This window comes from Enterococcus sp. AZ196, assembly GCF_050498845.1.
Classification (GTDB): domain Bacteria; phylum Bacillota; class Bacilli; order Lactobacillales; family Enterococcaceae; genus Enterococcus_A; species Enterococcus_A murrayae.
On the sequence record NZ_JBIPAM010000002.1, the window covers coordinates 655,481 to 673,085 of the forward strand.

At 41.5% G+C, this 17,605-nt stretch carries 14 protein-coding genes and 1 pseudogene; 13 read left to right on the plus strand and 2 right to left on the minus strand.

Features of this window, described 5'->3' with window-relative positions; all coding sequences use genetic code 11:
* Positions 1-23 precede the first annotated feature (23 nt).
* The 13 genes and pseudogenes from IGI67_RS20870 (at position 24) to tnpA (IGI67_RS20930) (ending at position 15,259) form a co-directional block, all read left to right on the plus strand.
* Positions 24-800 carry an SDR family oxidoreductase gene (locus IGI67_RS20870; RefSeq protein ID WP_010743859.1) on the plus strand — a complete coding sequence of 259 codons (777 nt, stop codon included), beginning with the start codon at positions 24-26 and terminating at the stop codon, positions 798-800.
* Positions 801-943: 143 nt separating this feature from the next.
* Entirely contained in the window at positions 944-2,389 is a 1,446-nt protein-coding gene (locus IGI67_RS20875; RefSeq protein ID WP_429959125.1) for an FGGY-family carbohydrate kinase, read from the plus strand.
* Between the two features lie 397 nt (positions 2,390-2,786).
* Positions 2,787-4,835 carry a glucose PTS transporter subunit IIA gene (locus IGI67_RS20880; RefSeq protein ID WP_429959126.1) on the plus strand — a complete coding sequence of 683 codons (2,049 nt, stop codon included), beginning with the start codon at positions 2,787-2,789 and terminating at the stop codon, positions 4,833-4,835.
* 23 nt (positions 4,836-4,858) lie between these two features.
* Entirely contained in the window at positions 4,859-5,839 is a 981-nt protein-coding gene (locus IGI67_RS20885; protein ID WP_429959127.1) for a hypothetical protein, read from the plus strand.
* A 53-nt stretch (positions 5,840-5,892) separates the two neighbouring features.
* Positions 5,893-6,738 (plus strand): PRD domain-containing protein, encoded by an 846-nt coding sequence (locus IGI67_RS20890; RefSeq protein WP_429959128.1) that lies wholly within the window; start codon positions 5,893-5,895, stop codon positions 6,736-6,738.
* A 214-nt stretch (positions 6,739-6,952) separates the two neighbouring features.
* Positions 6,953-7,407 (plus strand): annotated as a pseudogene (gene tnpA / locus IGI67_RS20895) (IS200/IS605 family transposase).
* A 293-nt stretch (positions 7,408-7,700) separates the two neighbouring features.
* Entirely contained in the window at positions 7,701-8,387 is a 687-nt protein-coding gene (locus IGI67_RS20900) for a response regulator transcription factor (protein WP_429959129.1), read from the plus strand.
* Between the two features lie 92 nt (positions 8,388-8,479).
* A complete protein-coding gene (locus IGI67_RS20905) occupies positions 8,480-9,400 on the plus strand; it encodes an ABC transporter ATP-binding protein (protein WP_429959130.1) in 921 nt (306 codons plus the stop codon).
* Positions 9,397-10,152: an ABC transporter permease subunit gene (locus IGI67_RS20910; protein WP_429959131.1), complete on the plus strand. Its 756-nt coding sequence runs from the start codon at positions 9,397-9,399 to the stop codon at positions 10,150-10,152. Before IGI67_RS20905 ends, IGI67_RS20910 begins: the two co-directional genes overlap by 4 nt.
* Positions 10,153-10,172: 20 nt before the next feature.
* Positions 10,173-11,054 carry a sensor histidine kinase gene (locus IGI67_RS20915; protein ID WP_429959132.1) on the plus strand — a complete coding sequence of 294 codons (882 nt, stop codon included), beginning with the start codon at positions 10,173-10,175 and terminating at the stop codon, positions 11,052-11,054.
* A gap of 341 nt (positions 11,055-11,395) precedes the next feature.
* On the plus strand, positions 11,396-12,670 hold the full coding sequence (locus IGI67_RS20920) for a S8 family serine peptidase (protein ID WP_429959133.1): 1,275 nt from the start codon (positions 11,396-11,398) through the stop codon (positions 12,668-12,670).
* A gap of 171 nt (positions 12,671-12,841) precedes the next feature.
* The gene (gene ade / locus IGI67_RS20925) at positions 12,842-14,581 is read left to right on the plus strand and encodes an adenine deaminase (protein ID WP_429959134.1); all 1,740 of its coding nucleotides are present in this window, start codon (positions 12,842-12,844) and stop codon (positions 14,579-14,581) included.
* Between the two features lie 207 nt (positions 14,582-14,788).
* The gene (gene tnpA / locus IGI67_RS20930) at positions 14,789-15,259 is read left to right on the plus strand and encodes an IS200/IS605 family transposase (protein ID WP_429956540.1); all 471 of its coding nucleotides are present in this window, start codon (positions 14,789-14,791) and stop codon (positions 15,257-15,259) included.
* Between the two features lie 44 nt (positions 15,260-15,303).
* On the opposite strand, the gene IGI67_RS20935 is transcribed toward tnpA (IGI67_RS20930), so the two are convergent.
* Positions 15,304-15,627, minus strand: coding sequence for a hypothetical protein (locus IGI67_RS20935; protein ID WP_429959135.1), 324 nt, complete (start codon positions 15,625-15,627; stop codon positions 15,304-15,306).
* Between the two features lie 167 nt (positions 15,628-15,794).
* The gene (locus IGI67_RS20940) at positions 15,795-17,561 is read right to left on the minus strand and encodes a Na/Pi cotransporter family protein (protein WP_207109050.1); all 1,767 of its coding nucleotides are present in this window, start codon (positions 17,559-17,561) and stop codon (positions 15,795-15,797) included.
* Positions 17,562-17,605: the final 44 nt, after the last annotated feature.

The window sequence follows — 17,605 nt, forward strand, 5'->3', positions numbered from 1 at the left end:
ATAAAAGAAAAGAAGGTAGAAGAATGGAAATCAAAGACTTTAAAATGGATATGTTTCATATCAAAGGGAAAAATGCGATCGTTACAGGCGGGAATACTGGCTTAGGACAAGCCTTCTCATTAGCTTTAGCAGAAGCAGGAGCAAATATTTTCATGCCGTCGATCATGCCTGATGATCCAGAATTTAACGCAGTTTTAGCAGAACGCGGAGCAAAAACGGCTTATATGGAAGCGGACATCACAAAAGATGGTGTATGCCAGGAAGTAGTAGAGAAATGTGTTGCTGAATTTGGCTCGGTTGATATTTTAGTAAACTGTGCAGGCATTTGCCCATGTGATGATGTAGTGAGCTATGGCCGCGATAAATGGGATCCAACAATCAACATCAATCTAACTGCAGCCTTTGATATGAGTCACGAAGCTGCAAAAGTAATGATTCCTCAAAAGAGCGGGAAAATCATCAACATTTGTTCTATGTTTTCTTTCTTGGGCGGACAATGGGCGCCCGCTTATGCAGCGTCTAAGCATGGCTTGGCTGGATTAACGAAAGCTTACTGTGATGAGTTAGCGCAATACAATATTCAAGTGAACGGTATCGCACCAGGATACTTCAAGACCCATGCAGCAAAAGCATCCATTGAAGATCCAGAACGCAGCAAATGGATCGTTGATCATACACCAGAAGGACGTTGGGGCGATGTAGCAGATTTGATGGGAGCAACAGCCTTCTTAGCATCAGAAGCGTCACACTTTGTTAACGGACATATCTTGGCAGTCGACGGTGGATTCTTAGTCCGTTAGTTCAACGAATTTAAAGACTGAGAACCTTTTTCTCAGTCTTTTTCTTTAATTGATGTGCGGCTAAACGAGCTGTTTTTATGGTAATATGCAAGTTCGTGAAGCCTTTCTGATAGAAATAATGATTAAAAGAGACGGGGAGACATATGGAAAAAAAATATATTGTAGGTATTGACGGTGGCAGCCAAAGTACTAAGATCGTCATTTTTGATTTAGAAGGAAATATTGTCGGAGAAGGAAAAGAACCATTACGCCCTATGCACTTGGGCGATGATGTTGTAGTAGAGCATCCTGGCGACGATCTATGGGATTCACTTTGTGTCGCAGCGAATAAAGCGATGGATGAATTTGGTGTTCGCAAGGAAAATATTGTTGGAATCGGGCTAGGCTTTATCCGCTGCTGTCGGGTTCTATTAAAAAAAGATGGAACCTTGGCTCAACCAGTGATCAGCTGGATGGATAAACGGACTTCGACTCCTTATGCCCATGATAATCCTGACGTTCAATATGTGACTTCAACAAGCGGTTACATCACTCATCGTTTGACTGGTGAATTCAAAGATAATATTGGGAACAATTTTGGTCAATGGCCAGTGGATTATGAAACATGGAATTGGTCTGAGGACGAAGAAGTATTAAAACAATACAACTTGCCGAAGGATATGCTGTTTGAAGCAGTAAAACCGGGAGATATGCTGGGACGCATAACGAAAGAAGCCAGTGAAAAAACGGGTTTGCCAGAAGGTCTGCCAGTCTTTGCGACAACTAGTGATAAAGCAGTGGAAGCTCTAGGAGCAGGCTTAGTCACTAACAAAAGCGCAGTCGTTTCTTTAGGAACTTATATTTGCAGTATGATGATCGGTAAGGAATTACCGCCAAGTGATGTGGTGACTTATTGGCCGATTCTATCTTCGATGCCGGGAAGCTATATCTATGAAGGCTACGGAATCCGTCGTGGTATGTGGACAGTTTCTTGGTTTAAAGATTTATTAGGCGAAAAAATCAGTATTCGTTCGAATTATCAAGGAATCAGCGAAGAAGAATACTTGAACGAGCAAGCAGCCAATGTTCCAGCCGGAAGTGACGGCTTGATGACTGTCTTAGATTGGTTAGCAAATCCGTGGGAACCATTCAAGCGCGGTGTGATGATCGGATTCAATGCCCATCATGACTATCGTTACTTGTACCGTTCGATCTTAGAAGGTATTGCTTATACCATGAAAAATAATGTGACGAATATGACTGATGAAATGGGTCATCCGATCGAAGAAGTTATCGTGACAGGCGGTGGATCAAACAGTGATCTGTTGATGCAGATTTTTGCGGATGTCTTTAATTTGCCAATCAAACGGAATGTCGTAAACGGCAGTGCCAGTGTCGGTGCAGCGATAAACGCGGCAGTTGGCTTAGGCATCTATGCAGATTATGCTGAAGCTGTTGAGCAGATGGTTAAGGTGAAAGATGTCTTTACTCCGAAACCAGAAAACGTAAAGATATACAAACAATTAAATGAAGAAGTCTATCAAGGATTGACTGCTCATACTGATGAAGTTTTGAAAAAGACTTACAGTGTGCTGCATCCAGAGGGCTAATATAATAGATAGAAGGAAGTAGTTCTGAAAAATCGGAATTACTTCTTTTTTATGGTTTGAGATGGGATCATACAGATAATAATTAGCTTTATATAGAAGTAGTCATTGAGGAATTGCAAGATTTGGATTGAATTCTGAAACGAGTAAGTTCCAAAAAAACAGTACTTTTTTTCGATTAAAAATAAAAAGTGATTGACACTTACTATGTAAGCGGTTATCATGTGTTCAACAGCTGTTAATTGAATATTTATGTATGACTATTTAATTAGGTACATGTGCGCAGAGATAATGGATCTCCGTGTACATGTACCTATTTTTGTTTATCAGTGCACGGATAAGCATAATCGGAAAAGATGAATGAAGGTAGCTTTATTTGAAAATGGAAGGGTTGAAAAGAATGAAAAAAGTTCAAGGAATAAAAACGAAATTGCTGGATAGCTTACAAAAATTTGGGCCAGCAATGTTGCCGGTTATTGCGATGATTCCAATTGGTGGGTTGTTGTTAGGGCTGGGTGTGATGATGCAAAATACAACGTTTATTGAAGCTCTACCTCTTTTGGGAACGGATGTCGTTCAATTGATCGCGGGTCTTTTTCAAGCGATTGGAAATCTAATTATTGGCAACCTTCCAATCATTTTTGCTTGTGCAATCTCCTTTGGATTGAGTAAACAGGATGGGATAGCTGGCTTTAGCGGAATGATCGGGTATTTAACATTTATTACTGCGATGGGTTATTTAGGCAAAATAGATACCGAAGCGGTTGCCAAAAGCTCGGGTGCTTATACCACAATCCTGGGTATTCCCACATTGCAAACGGGTGTTTTTGGTGGGATGGCAATTGGTTTGCTGGTTGCATTTTTGTATAAAAAGTTCAAGGATTCTAAATTACCAAAAGCCTTTTCCTTTTTCCAAGGAAAACGTTTTGTAGCAATTATTACTGTTGTAGCTTCAATTCTGTTAGCTGTAATGTTCTTAGTAGTATGGCCGCCGATCCAAAGCGGCATTGAGTTTTTCTCAACAAAGGTTGTTGATCCGAATACTTCTTTTGGCCTATTCACCTATGGGATCGTCAATTATCTTTTAGTACCATTCGGATTACAGCACTTGTGGTATCCACCATTTCTGTTTCAATTTGGCAGTTACACGACAGTTGCGGGGGAGGTCGTTCATGGCGACTTGGCTATGTTTATCGCGCAACTGGCAGATGGCGTTCCAGTAACAGCGGGAGTCTATAGCGGAGTCTTCCTTACAGTAGGGGTATGTATCGGAACCGCGCTGGCGATTGCCAAAGAAGCAAGGCCAGAAAATCGGAAAAAAACGTTGGGTCTGTACATTGCAGGGATGATCACAGTCTTTTGTACCGGGATTACTGAGCCAATTGAGTTTACCTTCTTATTCTCTTGTTTCCCGTTATACCTCGTTCATTGCATTATGAAGGCTGTGGCTTTTCCAGTGATGTCCTTCTTAAATGTTCATATCGCTTCCAGTTTCTGCGGAGGACTAATGGATTACCTCGTTTATGGCGTTTTCCAGCAGGCGCCAGGCTGGTTCTGGGTGATTCCGATGAATGTGGCTTTTGCAGCTTTTGATTATTACTTAATCAGATTCTTGATTCGCAAATTCAATTTCCAAACACCAGGTCGAGAAAAACAACTAGCAGAACAGACAGATAGTATTATTCTTGAGGATCAGCTTCCAGCTTTGGTATTAACGGCTTTAGGCGGAAAGGAAAATATTAGTTCTCTAGACGCTTGTGCCACTAGACTTCGGGTGAAATTCATGGATAAGCAGAAATTTGATCAAAAGCAAGTAAGCCATTTAGGTGCAAGCGGTGTTATGGAACTAGGCAACACGACCCAAATTATTTTCGGAACAAAAGCCTTATCCTTGAAGGAACAGATTCAAGCGATCATTGAAGGGAAAGTGATTCCATCATCTTCTGAATCCAATACAAATGAAAAGGTTCAAACTGAAGACTCATTTGAAGAGTTTGTTGTCCCAATCGAAGGAGAGCTATTAAGCCTTTCGCAAGTGCCTGATAAGGTCTTTTCGGAAGAGATGATGGGGCCGGGATTTGCGATTGATCCAATTTCTGGGGAAGTCGTTTCACCTGTGGACGGAAAGATTCTAGAGGTATTTCCGACCAAGCATGCCATCAGTATTTTGTCCGAAAAAGGAAAAGAAGTTCTGATCCATATCGGGATCGAAACTGTTGGATTACAAGGAATTCCCTTTGATATCCTGATTGAAAAAGACCAAATAATCAAAAAAGGACAGCCATTAGCAACAGTAGATCTTGAATATATAAAGGAACATGCGGCTTCGGCTATTTGCTCGATCGTCTTTACGAATTCGACTCATCAGAAGGTTGAGCTAAAAAAACGTGGTAACGTGAAATTAAGAGAAAAAGATTTCTTCTCTTTTCAAGATAAACTGTCTTATTAGAAAAGGTTTGGAGAGAGAGACCTATGAGAGCGAATTACGATGAAATAAAAAAGAAATTTACAGCCTTTATTCAAGCTTGGGACGATCCTGAGACTGCTGATCTTTCACAACTAATTACTGACGACATACGTTGTAATTTAAGTGTTGTGGAAGCTTACTCTGATGGTGCACAGCATAGCCGATTTGGTTTAGATAGCTTTCTAAAAAATTTTCCTCAAAATGATTTTTTTCATTCGCGAATCTGTAATTTTGTTTGTCGAACAAATGGTGATCAAGCACAACAGAGTGCGGAGGTTCCTTGCCGCATTCTCAAGCTTGAGGATGCGAAGATACGTTTTTGTGAGTTTACGGTTCTTTTTGCCAATCATTGGGAAAAGCGATCAGGTATCTGGTTGTTACAAGAATTGAGGATGGATGTAGTCTGGCATACTGGAGATATAGCTATGCTTGAACAGGAATGGTATTTTGAAAAAAGTACTCTAGGGTACTTTCCAAATGTTCATTTGCCTTGTATTGTAGGGGAATTGGATTCGCCTTGGGCACGAATAAAACATTCTGACACTGGCCTGACAGAGGGAGAACAAATTGAAGAAGTTTTTGCAAAGCATAATTTCGGGTTAGATCATCTGATTTTTGATTATACTGCAGAAACGCTGCATGAAGATTTCCATACAATGAACGCAAATTTTGGCGGGTTGGACAAACGACGCTGTATTAGTGCAGAGAAATATCATCGGCAAAAGAGTCGGCATTGGGTGCACCCGTATTTATTGTCGAATATTGAGATCAAGGGTGACACAGCTACATTTGATTTTTATCGAATGTCCGGCCATTCACAACGTAAGCAGCCATATGTCTTTACATTAAATAATTTGCATAGGGAATACGCATGTGCAAAAGGTGCTATTAAAATGACGAAGCAATCTGGTGAGTGGCAAATTCTTTCCATGGATTATTATCTCGGAATTTATGAACTAGGAGATTACCAAACAAAGTTGAAATGATGCGCCAAATTTAAGATAATCAAGATAGAAGAAAACGATTGGGAGGGAGGACCATGACTCGATATAAAATTTTGAAAACCATCACGAACAATATCGTCAGAGCAACTGATAGTGATAACCAGGAAATGATCTTGATTGGAAAAGGGATTGGTTTTGGTAAGAAGAAAAATGATATTCTAGTCTCTAATAATGTTGAGGATATTTTTTGTCTAGTCGATAAGGAAGAACAAAAGCTGTATACACAGCTTTTGGCAGAGATGCCCTTACGAATCATGGATATTTCCTCAGAAATCATTACTTATATTCAGTCGAAAATTTCTGCACCTTTGAATGAACATATCCATATTGCCTTGACCGATCACATCGCGTCTATTGTAAAAAGATGCCAGTTGGGGCTGCAAGTCGACAACCCTTTTCTTCACGAAACCAATAGTTTGTATCCAAAAGAGGCGGAAATTGCAGAGACTGTTGTTCAACGATTAGAAAAAGAGTTGAGTATTAAAATTCCAAAAGGCGAAGTCGGCTTCATTACGTTGCATATCGTTACCGCTGTCAGTAATGAATCGATGCGGGGAATTCAAAAGAAGGCGGAACTACTAGTTTTGTTGAAAGAAGTGATTGAAGACCAATTGGAGTTGACTATCAATGAGAGCGATTTGGCTTATGTCCGATTGATTACGCATGTTCGTTTTATGTTAGAGAGAATTGAGCGGAATGAATCAATCAGAATGCCAGATGAACTAGAGGTAATTATTATTGAAAAATACCCAGAATACTATAACCTTGCTTGGAAGTTAGTAAAGATTGTTCAAAAGAGTTTAGCCATCACTGTAGAAAAAACAGAAACGGTCTATATTGCTTTACATTTATATCGATTTGCAGAAAAAAATGACGTGTAGCATAACTTGATAAAGTAATAAAAAACCAAATAGAAATTTTTCAAAAGTTGGACACGTGTAAATTGTCTAACTTTTTTTATGTTTTGAAAACCACAGGCTCGGCTTGTGGTTCAGGAGAGCTTTCAGCGATGTAGTAAAAGAATAATCCACCCTAGATGCTAAGATGAGAGAGGTTCTACAGTCAGAGGAGGATACGTCATGAAGCTTAGTACACATTACTTGGCGGTGTAAATATCACATCATTTTTACGCAAAAATATCGATGTCAAATTATCTATGAGAAGTACAAGGAAAGCTTCGGAAAGATCTTACGAGTTTTGTGTGTAAGAAAAGGAGCGAAAATCCATGAAGCAAATGCCTGTAAGTATCATATTCATCTATTAGTAAGTATCCCACCAAAAAAATAAGTATGGTATCCTTTGTCGGTTATCTAAAAGAGTAGTTTGAGAATATTCGACTGTCAGCCAATTTGAAATATTAGTATGGCAATCGAAAATTTTAGTTTACAGGTTATTGCGCAGATACGGTAGGATGAAACCAAAAAGCGATTGAGGAATATATCAAGAGCCAATTAATAGAAGCTTATCAAAGTGATCAAATAAGTCTATTTGAAGAGATTGATCCATTTACTGGAAAAGTAACAGAGTTAAGAAAAGATAGAAATCTTTAAGAACTAGGAAGAGAATGTGGGACGTGAGAAGGGAACCACTAATTTTTTCGAAGGGGCGTTAGGACTCGGGTCGGTAGTAGAGGTTTTTACCCGAAGAACCAATCACCAGTTTTCACAGGTGGTCATGATTTTTTTAGTGTAATTTTTCGTTTTTTTCGAAAATGTACGCCTTAAAATGAACTAGCTTCGGTCAGCAGGATATCGACATTGGATAGGCAGATAATTGATACTTGTATATAATAGAAGTAATGAGAAGAAACATGGCCGATCTGCTAAAGAAAAGAGGGACTTGCATGAAGATATTGATCATTGATGACGATCCAGCGATATGTTCGATGTTAAAAAAGGTGATGGAGAAAAATAGCTGGGAATGTATAGTTGCCTATGATGGACTTGCGGGGATCGATTATTTAGAAAAAGAGTCCTTTGACTTGGTTTTTCTGGATCTGAACTTGCCGTATAAAAGCGGCGATTCCGTCTTAGTGAAGCTGCGGACGTTTTCGGATGTGCCGGTGATCATTATTTCAGCTAAAGAGTTGGTGACTACCAAAGTCGATCTGCTGAAAATCGGTGCTGATGATTATGTGACGAAGCCTTTTGATATTGATGAGCTGACAGCACGAGCAGAGGCAGTACTAAGAAGAAATACCCCGATCAAAAAGGAAACTTTCGCAGAATTGCGGCATGGACAGCTAACTCTGAACCGCGAAGAGCGCAGAGCCGTTTTGAATCAGCAGGAGTTGCAATTAACTAGTACCGAGTTTGAAATACTAGCATTACTAATGCTGCATCCAAATAAGGTTTTTTCAAAGCAAAATATTTTTGAAAGCGTTTGGCAGGATCTATACCGCGATGATGGTCATACGATCAATGTGCATGTCAGTTCGTTGCGAACCAAGCTTGCGGCTATCGCGCCAGAAAGTGAATACATTGAAACAGTGTGGGGCGTGGGCTACCGATTAGGCAGATTGGAATCTTGATAGATTCTTGACAATTTCACTGAGCCTTTCTTGACACCTCATAACTAAAATCAACGATAGAAACAAATCATTTAGCAAAGGATAGACAGCTTATGTCAGAAATTGTCTTAAAAACAACCAGAATCACCAAAAGTTTTGGCGGGGTGAAGGTCCTAAAGGATGTCTCTATCGCACTTGAGGCTGGCAAAATCTATGGCTTCATTGGCTTGAACGGTGCTGGAAAAACAACCTTGATGAATATCTTGATGGCTCTGATCAAGAGTGATTCGGGAAAGGTCATGCTATTTAATCAATCAAGTGAAAAAGGTTTGTGCCAGAGTCGCAAACGAATCGGCAGTATGATCGAGGCACCAGCGATCTATCCGGAGATGAGCGCCTATGAGAATATCAATATGGTGCGTCTTTCACGGGGACTGCCCAACAAAGAATTGATCGATCGGTCATTAGAGGCGGTGGGACTGGCTGATACCGGTAAAAAGAAGGCTAAGAATTTTTCATTTGGGATGAAGCAGCGTTTAGGGATCGCCCAGGCCTTAGTCAGCGAACCGGATATCCTGATCTTGGATGAGCCAAACAACGGCTTAGATCCAGTGAGTATCGTTGAGCTCAGAGAAATGCTGTTACGAATCAATCGTGAAAAAAAGGTAACGATGCTGATCAGCAGTCATATTTTAGAAGAGCTTCATCAGCTAGTGACTGATTACATCATTATTAATGAAGGGAAAATCATTGAAGCAATCAGTCAAAAAGAACTCCACGAACGCTGCCGACGCCATATCGCAATGAAAGTGAATGACCCTTCATCGGCAGTGGTGATGATCGAGAAATATTTAGCGACCACCAATTATCGAGTTATGCCGGATCATTCTATCAAGCTCTATGATTACGTCGATGATTTGAATCGTGTGCTGACGTGTTTAGTCGCTCATAATATTGAGATCCATTCGCTGACGATTGCCGAAGAAAGTTTAGAAGATTACTTTGTGCAGAGAGTCAGGGGGGATCAGCGATGATTAATTTAGTTAATGTAGAATACCGCAGATTGTTCAAGCTTTGGCCCGTTCCGCTGCTGATTTTATTGGCTAGTTTTTTTTCTTATACGGTTCTCGACAAGGTGCTGACTGGTGATATTCTGCCAGGCTCATTTTTGCAAAGTGGACAAGCGACCTTTGCCAACAGCTTTTCCGTTAGCTTAACAATTTTCGGACCAGTCATTTTAGCAGGGTTTTTCTTAGGTTCGGATTTCACTAATCGGACCCTTCATCAGCAGGTTGCCAACGGGCACAGCCGCCGGAGTATTGTTTTTGCGAAAACAATTGTTTATAGCAGCTTTTCAGCTTTTCTATTGTTGCTTACACCACTTTTAACTACAGTGGTTGTTTCAATCGTCAATGGCTGGGGTGGTCCGTTTCATGTGGATGATCTGCTTTATATCCTGCGGGTGGTTGTACTTGTAACTGTTTTGAATGTGTCGGTGGTGAGCATTTTTATCCTGATCTCTTTTGTTTGCAGAGACATTCCGAAAACATTGATTATGGGCGCGTTATTTACGTTAGTAGTGATCGAGTTGGGCGGTTGGTTTGCAGATAGAATGACTCAACTTGGCGATATTTATAAGTATTTCCCATTGCAGCAGATGACTGTTGTCGCACAGGTTCATTTGTCCGCTAACCAATTGGGGAAGGCGCTGCTGTCGGCGCTCATCCTCTGGCTCGTCTCAATTGGCGCGTCAGTGTTCCTTTTTGAACGACAAGATTTACGATAAATAGTGAAAGAGGCGAGGAAATGAAATTGTTGCTGATAATTGTATTGCTCCTTCTTTTCATCCTCGTCTTTTTCATCTTGCTGACACAGCGTGAGATCAGCAAACTGAATCAACGGATTAAAGAGATTGATTCAGAAAGCAATCAGTTGGTTGAAATCAATCTATTCAATCCGATGATCGATCAATTAACGGAAACCATTAATCAGCAGATTATGGAGCAGCGCATGGAGCGAATCGATACAGTGAAACGTGAACAGGAGTTGAAGGAGACAATCTCTGAGATTTCCCATGATTTGCGGACACCACTAACAGCGATGATCGGTTATTTGCAGCTTTTAGAAAGAGAGAACCTCTCATTAGAGCAGCAGGAATCTATACAAATCCTATTAGATAAATCTCTTGCTATGAAATCATTGACCCAAGCCTTCTTCGAACTATCTTATTATGAATCAAAAACAGTAGAGCCTGAACTGCAGCAAATCAATTTGAGTCAGCTTTTGATCAATGAAGTGCTGAAGGAAGCAGCGACCTTTGAGCAGCGAGCAATTGAGCCGGAACTGGAAATTCAAGAAGAGTGCCTGATCATTTCAGATGAGAAATTGCTGACGCGAATCCTTCAAAATGTGATTGCGAATGCGCTGCAGCATGGGAAGGACCAGCTGCGAATCCAGCTAACACAGCAGGACCAGACCGTTCTATCATTTACAAATAAGTACGAAAATGATGCACAGATTGACCCAGAACGAATTTTTCAGCGTTTTTATGTCGGCAGCAATACTAGAAATGGTCATGGGTTAGGCTTAGCCATCGTGGAATTACTGAGTAAAAAATTAAGTATCAAGGTTGCCGCGGAAGTGAGCAACACAGATTTCACAATTCGAATAATCTTTCCTAGAAAGTAGTTTTCTCTGATTATCGGAGGAAGCTATTTTTTTGTATCTCAAATTAAACTTGATGGTTTCTTGATAAATCCTTGATGGTAGATTGAGGAGGTCTTCCTAAAATGATAGTAGGAAAAAGAGTAGGAGGAAACATTATGTGGGAGAAGTTCAAAACAGTCGTTTGCATTTTTATGACCGTCCCCGTTGGCTTTTTTTTTGGCGGCAGTATTCTCGTACTATAAAGTCCGCCAATTGATCGCCGTGCGGAAGGGGCTTCACTTGAAAACGTCAAGAAAGCCTCGGCAGAGTTTAAAACAGAGGATTAATGACCAGTAATAAAAAAATTGAACAGGAGGGAAAAAATGAAAAGAATGAAAAAAATCAGTTTGATTGTTTTAGCCGGTTTAGCAGCGTTATTCGTGATCGCTGCCATCTATATTCTTTGGATTCAACCGATCGATAGCCGTACAAAAGGAACAGAGATTGGCATCGCTAGAAAGACAACTGCGGATACAAAAAAAGTCGTAAAGATGAAAAAAATAGCCCAACCGAATACAGATTTTTCCAGTTTTCCTCAGCTAGACCTGCGTTCAAAGGATTTATCGAAGCTCGATCTGACTCATCAGCAAGAAAAGCTGGATTATGCCATTTTTGATTCCGCTACGAAATGGCCCAAAAAATTACCAGCCGGTTTTGATTCAGAAGCGTGTTTAGCATTTGGAAAAAATCCTGGTCTGCATGTTCGTGATCTTCATCAAGCCGGCATCACAGGCAAAGGTGTCTCGATTGGAATCATTGATCATACCTTGTTCACCGAGCATGAACAATATGCCGATCGCTTGAAGCACTATGAAGAAATCCATCTTTTATCAAAAACACCCGAAATGCACGGAGCCGGGGTTGCCTCCTTAGCATTAGGAAAAACAACGGGTGTTGCCCCAGAAGCACACTTGTATTACATTGCTGCGGGACTTTCTAATAACCTAGGCGCGATGATGCTGAATAAAGCAAATAATGATTCTGCTGGGAATATGCCGTCAAAGGGGTTTACTTATAAATACTATGCACAAGCAATTGAACGTTTTCTTGAGTTGAATCAGACATTGCCGGAAAAGGAAAAAATCCGTGTCATTTCTATTTCTCGAGGCTTCAATAAAAAGGATGATGGTTACGATCTATTTCAGAGGGCTCTAAAAAAAGCTAAAGAACAACAGGTTCTAGTCGTTACCGCGTCGTTAGACAAAGAATATGGGATTGGATTGGCAGGGTTGGGAAGAAAAATGATGGCTGATCCTGATGAGCTGGGATCATACTCAGTCGGTTCTTGGATCAAAGAAGAGGCTGCGAGCTATCAAGAATGTCTTTTTCTGCCGATGGATGGCCGAACCTATGCGGGTGTCTATGGCAGGGACAACTATCAATATGATACAAGTGGCGGTATCAGTTGGACCGTGCCCTATCTTGCGGGACTGTATGCATTAGCTTATCAGGTAAATCCTGCGATAACACCTGAAGTATTTTTGACTCAAGCAGTTGCAACATCAAATGCGCAAACGGTAGAAAATAAGGGAAAACCATTTAGGATCAAGCAGATTATTGACCCAGAACAATTGATTTACACTATTAAAAATGAATAGGACTAGGGCTGGGAGAACACACCTTCTCAGCCCTAATTTTTTACCGCTTTTTACTTTCTGACAAAAAAACTCTTTTATGTGAGCATTATTTCAAATAATCCACTGAATGCTAGTGAATCAAGCGATAAACCCTGCTATAATAGAAAAAATATTTAAAAAGGGGCGAAGGAAGTGGACAAAGCGACATTAAAACGATTAATTGATGCAGCAGCGGGACGTGTTCCGGCTGATTTAGTGTTAAAGAATGCCAATGTGATCGATGTATATCAGGGGGAAACGATCCATGGCGATCTAGCTATCGTGGATGGAATGATTGCCGGCATCAGCGGAGAATATCAAGGAAAAGAAACGATTGATTTGAAGGGGAAATTTGTAGCGCCGGGATTTATCGATCCTCATATTCACGTGGAATCTTCTTATGTAACACCCGAAGAGTTTGGGCGGCTGCTGGTGCCACACGGAACGACGACTGTGCTGGCTGATCCTCATGAGATCGTCAATGTCCTGGGTCTGCCCGGTTTGGACTATATGGCAGAGGCGGCAAAAGAAACAGCGTTAGATATTCGTTATATGATGCCTTCTTGTGTGCCGGCAACTAACATGGAAAACGCCGGGGCAGTCGTGGAAGCTGCGGATATGCTTCCAGCCTTCGAGAAGAAGCAGGTCGATGGACTGGCTGAGTTCATGAATTTCCCTGGTGTGATCCACGCTGAGGACGCGGTGTTGGACAAGTTGCTGGCCGCAAAAGAACGCAACCTGCGGATCGATGGACACTCGCCAATGGTCTTCAATGAGGAATTGAATGCTTATGCGGCAGCAGGGATCGCCAACGATCATGAATGCTCGACTGTCCAAGAATTGAAGGATCGGATCGCTCGCGGCATGTACGTCTTTTTACGAGAAGGTTCGGTCACTCAAAACTTGCGGACTCTGTTGAAGGGCGTGACGGCGAAGAACTATCAGCGCTGTGTGTTATCGGCGGATGATTTGCAGGCCAAAACGATCTTGGAAAAAGGACATTTGGATAATAGTATTCGTATTTGTATCGAAGAAGGAGTCTCACCCATTCAAGCGATCCAAATGGCGACCATCAATGCGGCTCAGTGCTGTCAGTTGACGGATCGTGGAGCTGTTGCTCCTGGCTTGAGAGCAGATTTAGTGATTTTCTCTGATCTGTCACAGATAGAGATCGAAGCGACGTATATCGCAGGGAAATTGATGGCCGAAAAGGGAAACTATCTTCCAGCAATCAAACGTGTTTCAACGGAAAAAGTGCAATCAAGCGTGCACATCGACAAGTTTCATAAAAAGCAATTAGTGCTTAACCTGACCAGTCAAAAAGCACGTGCAGTTGAAGTGATCCCGCAGGAGGCCTTGACGAACGAAGCGATCGTTTCAGTTCAAAGAGATGAGCAAGGAAACTTCATTTTTGATCCGCAGCAGGATGTGACCAAAATCGCGGTGATTGAGCGACACCACAATACGGGCAATGTGTTTGTCGGATTATTGAAGGACTATGGCTTGAAAAAAGGCGCGATCGGTTTATCGATCGCTCATGATTCTCATAACCTGATCGTCACTGGAACAAATGACGAAGACATGGCGGCAGCTGTCCAAGCCTTAAAGGAACAAGAGGGCGGTGTGGTATTAGTTGAAGCAGGAGAGGTCATCGGAAGCATGGCTTTGCCAATCGCGGGATTGATGAGTGATCTTACGGGAGAAGAGGTCGCGGCTCAAGAAGCGGAGATCAATCGTTTGGCTCATCAGAAATTAGGTGTTTCAGAGCAGGTCGATCCAATCATGACCCTAGGCTTTATGTCTTTAGCGGTCATTCCTAATTTGAAAATCACTGATATTGGATTGGTGGATGTCACAAAATTTGAGGTTGTGCCGGTATCAGTGGAGGAATAAGAAAAAGTTAGGGAAAAGACCCAGAAATGGATCTTTTCCCTAACTTATTTTTATTAATGACTTCAGTCAGTTTCGCTCGTGTTAGCGAGTGAAACAAAAAAACCGCGCGTTTCTACGCGTGGACGAAAGAGCTTTAGCGTTAAAAACTCCTTTCGATATACTACTAAGTGGCTACCAACCGCTCATTTTATCGAAAGGAGTTTTTCTATGCCATCAAATGACGACAAAAGTTTATCACATACACGCTGGAATTGTAAGTACCACATCGTGTTCACACCAAAATACAGAAGAAAAGTAATTTATGGTGAGTTAAGAAAAGATATCGGAAGAATTTTGCGTAAACTTTGTGAGATGAAAGAAGTAGAAATCATCGAAGCTCATGCAATGCCAGATCATATCCACATGTTAGTAAGAGTTCCACCGAAAATAAGCATTTCTCAGTTCATGGGATTTTTAAAAGGCAGAAGTGCGACTCTGATCCATGAGCAGCATGGAAACTTAGTCTATAAATATGGGAATAAAAGTTTCTGGTCTAAAGGATATTACGTAAGTACAGTGGGGTTGAATCAAAAGACAATCGCAAAATATATAAGAGAGCAGGAATCAGATGATCGTATTCGAGATAGTATAAGTAAACGAGAATACGTTGATCCATTCAAGAGTAAGAAAAAGAAATAAAGTAGCGAGCGCCGAGCGGTTGGCGGTCTTTTGGGAAGCTCCATTTATGGAGTACGTGAGTGGGGACCTCTTCTAGAGGTGTTAAAAAGCCACCCGTTTTCACGGGTGGATGGGTTACTTGCTTTAAAAAAGGCAGGTAGAAAAAGAAAAAAGGAAAGAATCATGACACTGGCTCCAACTGTCAGTAATAATTTTGGCAGTCCCAACTGAGAAGCGCTGGCAAAATTACCAAAGACATTTGATAAAATGATTACCAGACTGACAAGCAAGGTCGCAATAATCGCTTTTCCTCGTGCTCCGCGTTTTTCAAAATAAGTAATTAGTAAATAAAGTCCCCAACCCAATAAAGTAATTGTAATAGTATCCATTTTTTCAACTCCCTTTCTTTGATAAATTCATCATACCAAGGAATTAAAGGGGAGAATACTTACGAAAAGCTGTGCAAGCTTACAATCGTGAAAGGTAGAAGGGCTCGTGAATAGAAGGGGAATCAATGCAAAAAAACGGAGTGGATTGCTCCACTCCGCCTAAGCGTTTAGTCTAAGGCTTCACTAGCATTATCAAGAGCAGCTTCGGCAGAGCCTGCCGGGTCTTGGTAATGGAAGTTCGACGTATCGTATTTGAAGTTGTATTTGTTCCCCAAGAAATACTTCGCGATATGAAGCGTACGGTCACTAGAGCGTTCAAGGTTCGAACTGATATCGATCAACAGAACGCCGTCTGCTGCACGGCCTTCGCCTTTCGTCATCAGTTTGATGTATTTTTTACGCAGCAATTCAACCAATTGATTGATTTCTTCTTCGCGATCCAGCATTTTTTGAGCCAGCTCAACATCATCATTTTCTAGAACCTGCATCGCATCACGAATATTTTTTAATACCTTATCAAAAAGTCGTTCAAGATCCTCATCATGGAGCAAGAAGGTTTGACGATTATTCGTTGTTTTCGTCTTGTTTCGTTTATCCTTCGCTCGTTGCTTCTCTTCTAGGGCAATGGATTCTTCCACATAACGAATGATGTTCATGGAGTGGTCGCCCATACGCTCAAAGTCTTTCGTGAATTCCAGCAGCATGGCTTGTTCCTGACTTTCTAAGGGAGTCAGTTCAGTCGCTGAGATCTTCACGAGATATTCAGTTAGCTCAATGTCACACTGATTGATGGCGTCCTCATATTGCAAAACATCATCGCGCCATTCTTCTTTGGTATCATTATAGTATTTTCGTGCGGCCTTTACCGAAGACAATACATAATTTCCCATCTGGATGACTTCGCCTTTCGCCTGTTCGATCGCCATGACAGAAGAGGTGTGGATGATCGGTTCACTCAAGGTTACTGAGCGGATATTCAGATTCTTCTCGCTGCCTGGGACGATCCTCTTCACGAGCATCTCAATTTGCGGAATAAACCAGAATTGGATGGCTAGATTCGAAATATTAAAAAGTCCGTGGGCAAAGGCGATCTGCATTGCCGGATTCAGCCCCAGCGAACTGGCGAAAAACATGACCAGCTTCGTAAACGGTGCAAGCAGGATAGTAAAAATGATTGCCCCAACTAAGTTGAAGATCACGTGAGAAGCGGCTGTCCGTTTAGCTGCGACACTTGCACCTAAGCAGGCGATAATCGCAGTGATCGTTGTCCCGATATTATCACCGAAAAGAATAGGTAAAGCAGCAGTCAGTGTCACACTGCCCTGCATATAAAGCTGCTGTAAAATCCCAATGGTCGCACTAGAGCTTTGCAAGACCATCGTAAGCAGGGTCCCGATACCAACACCTAAAACAGGATGATCTGCGACACTAAGCATTAATTGATTGAACTGCGGCAGATCTTTTAGCGGATCCATAGCGGTTCCCATTAATTTTAATCCATAAAAAAGTGCGCCAAACCCGAAAAGAATCTGGCCGATTGATTGTAGAGAGGTTCGTTTTGAAAAGAATAATAAAATTGCTCCCGCGCCGATAATGGGCAGTGCATATTCACTTAAATTGAACCCAATGATGAAAGCGGTGACAGTCGTCCCCACGTTCGCTCCCATGATGACCCCAATGGCTTGCTTCAGCGTCATGAAGCCGGCGCTGACTAGGCCAACTGCTAGAACAGTCGTGCCAGAGCTGCTTTGGATCAGGCCGGTTACAATAATTCCGGCTAAAACAGCGCGAAAAGGTGTTGACGTGAAACGATTCAAAATTTCTCTTAAGCGGTTTCCGGCGGCTTTTTGCAGGCCGTCACCTAAATATTTGATCCCGAAAAGGAAAATTCCTAATCCACCTAAGAAGGTGAAAAGCATTTCTTGATAAGACATAATGCGTCCTCCGCTAAATTTTTTTGCATGCTACTACCAAAATA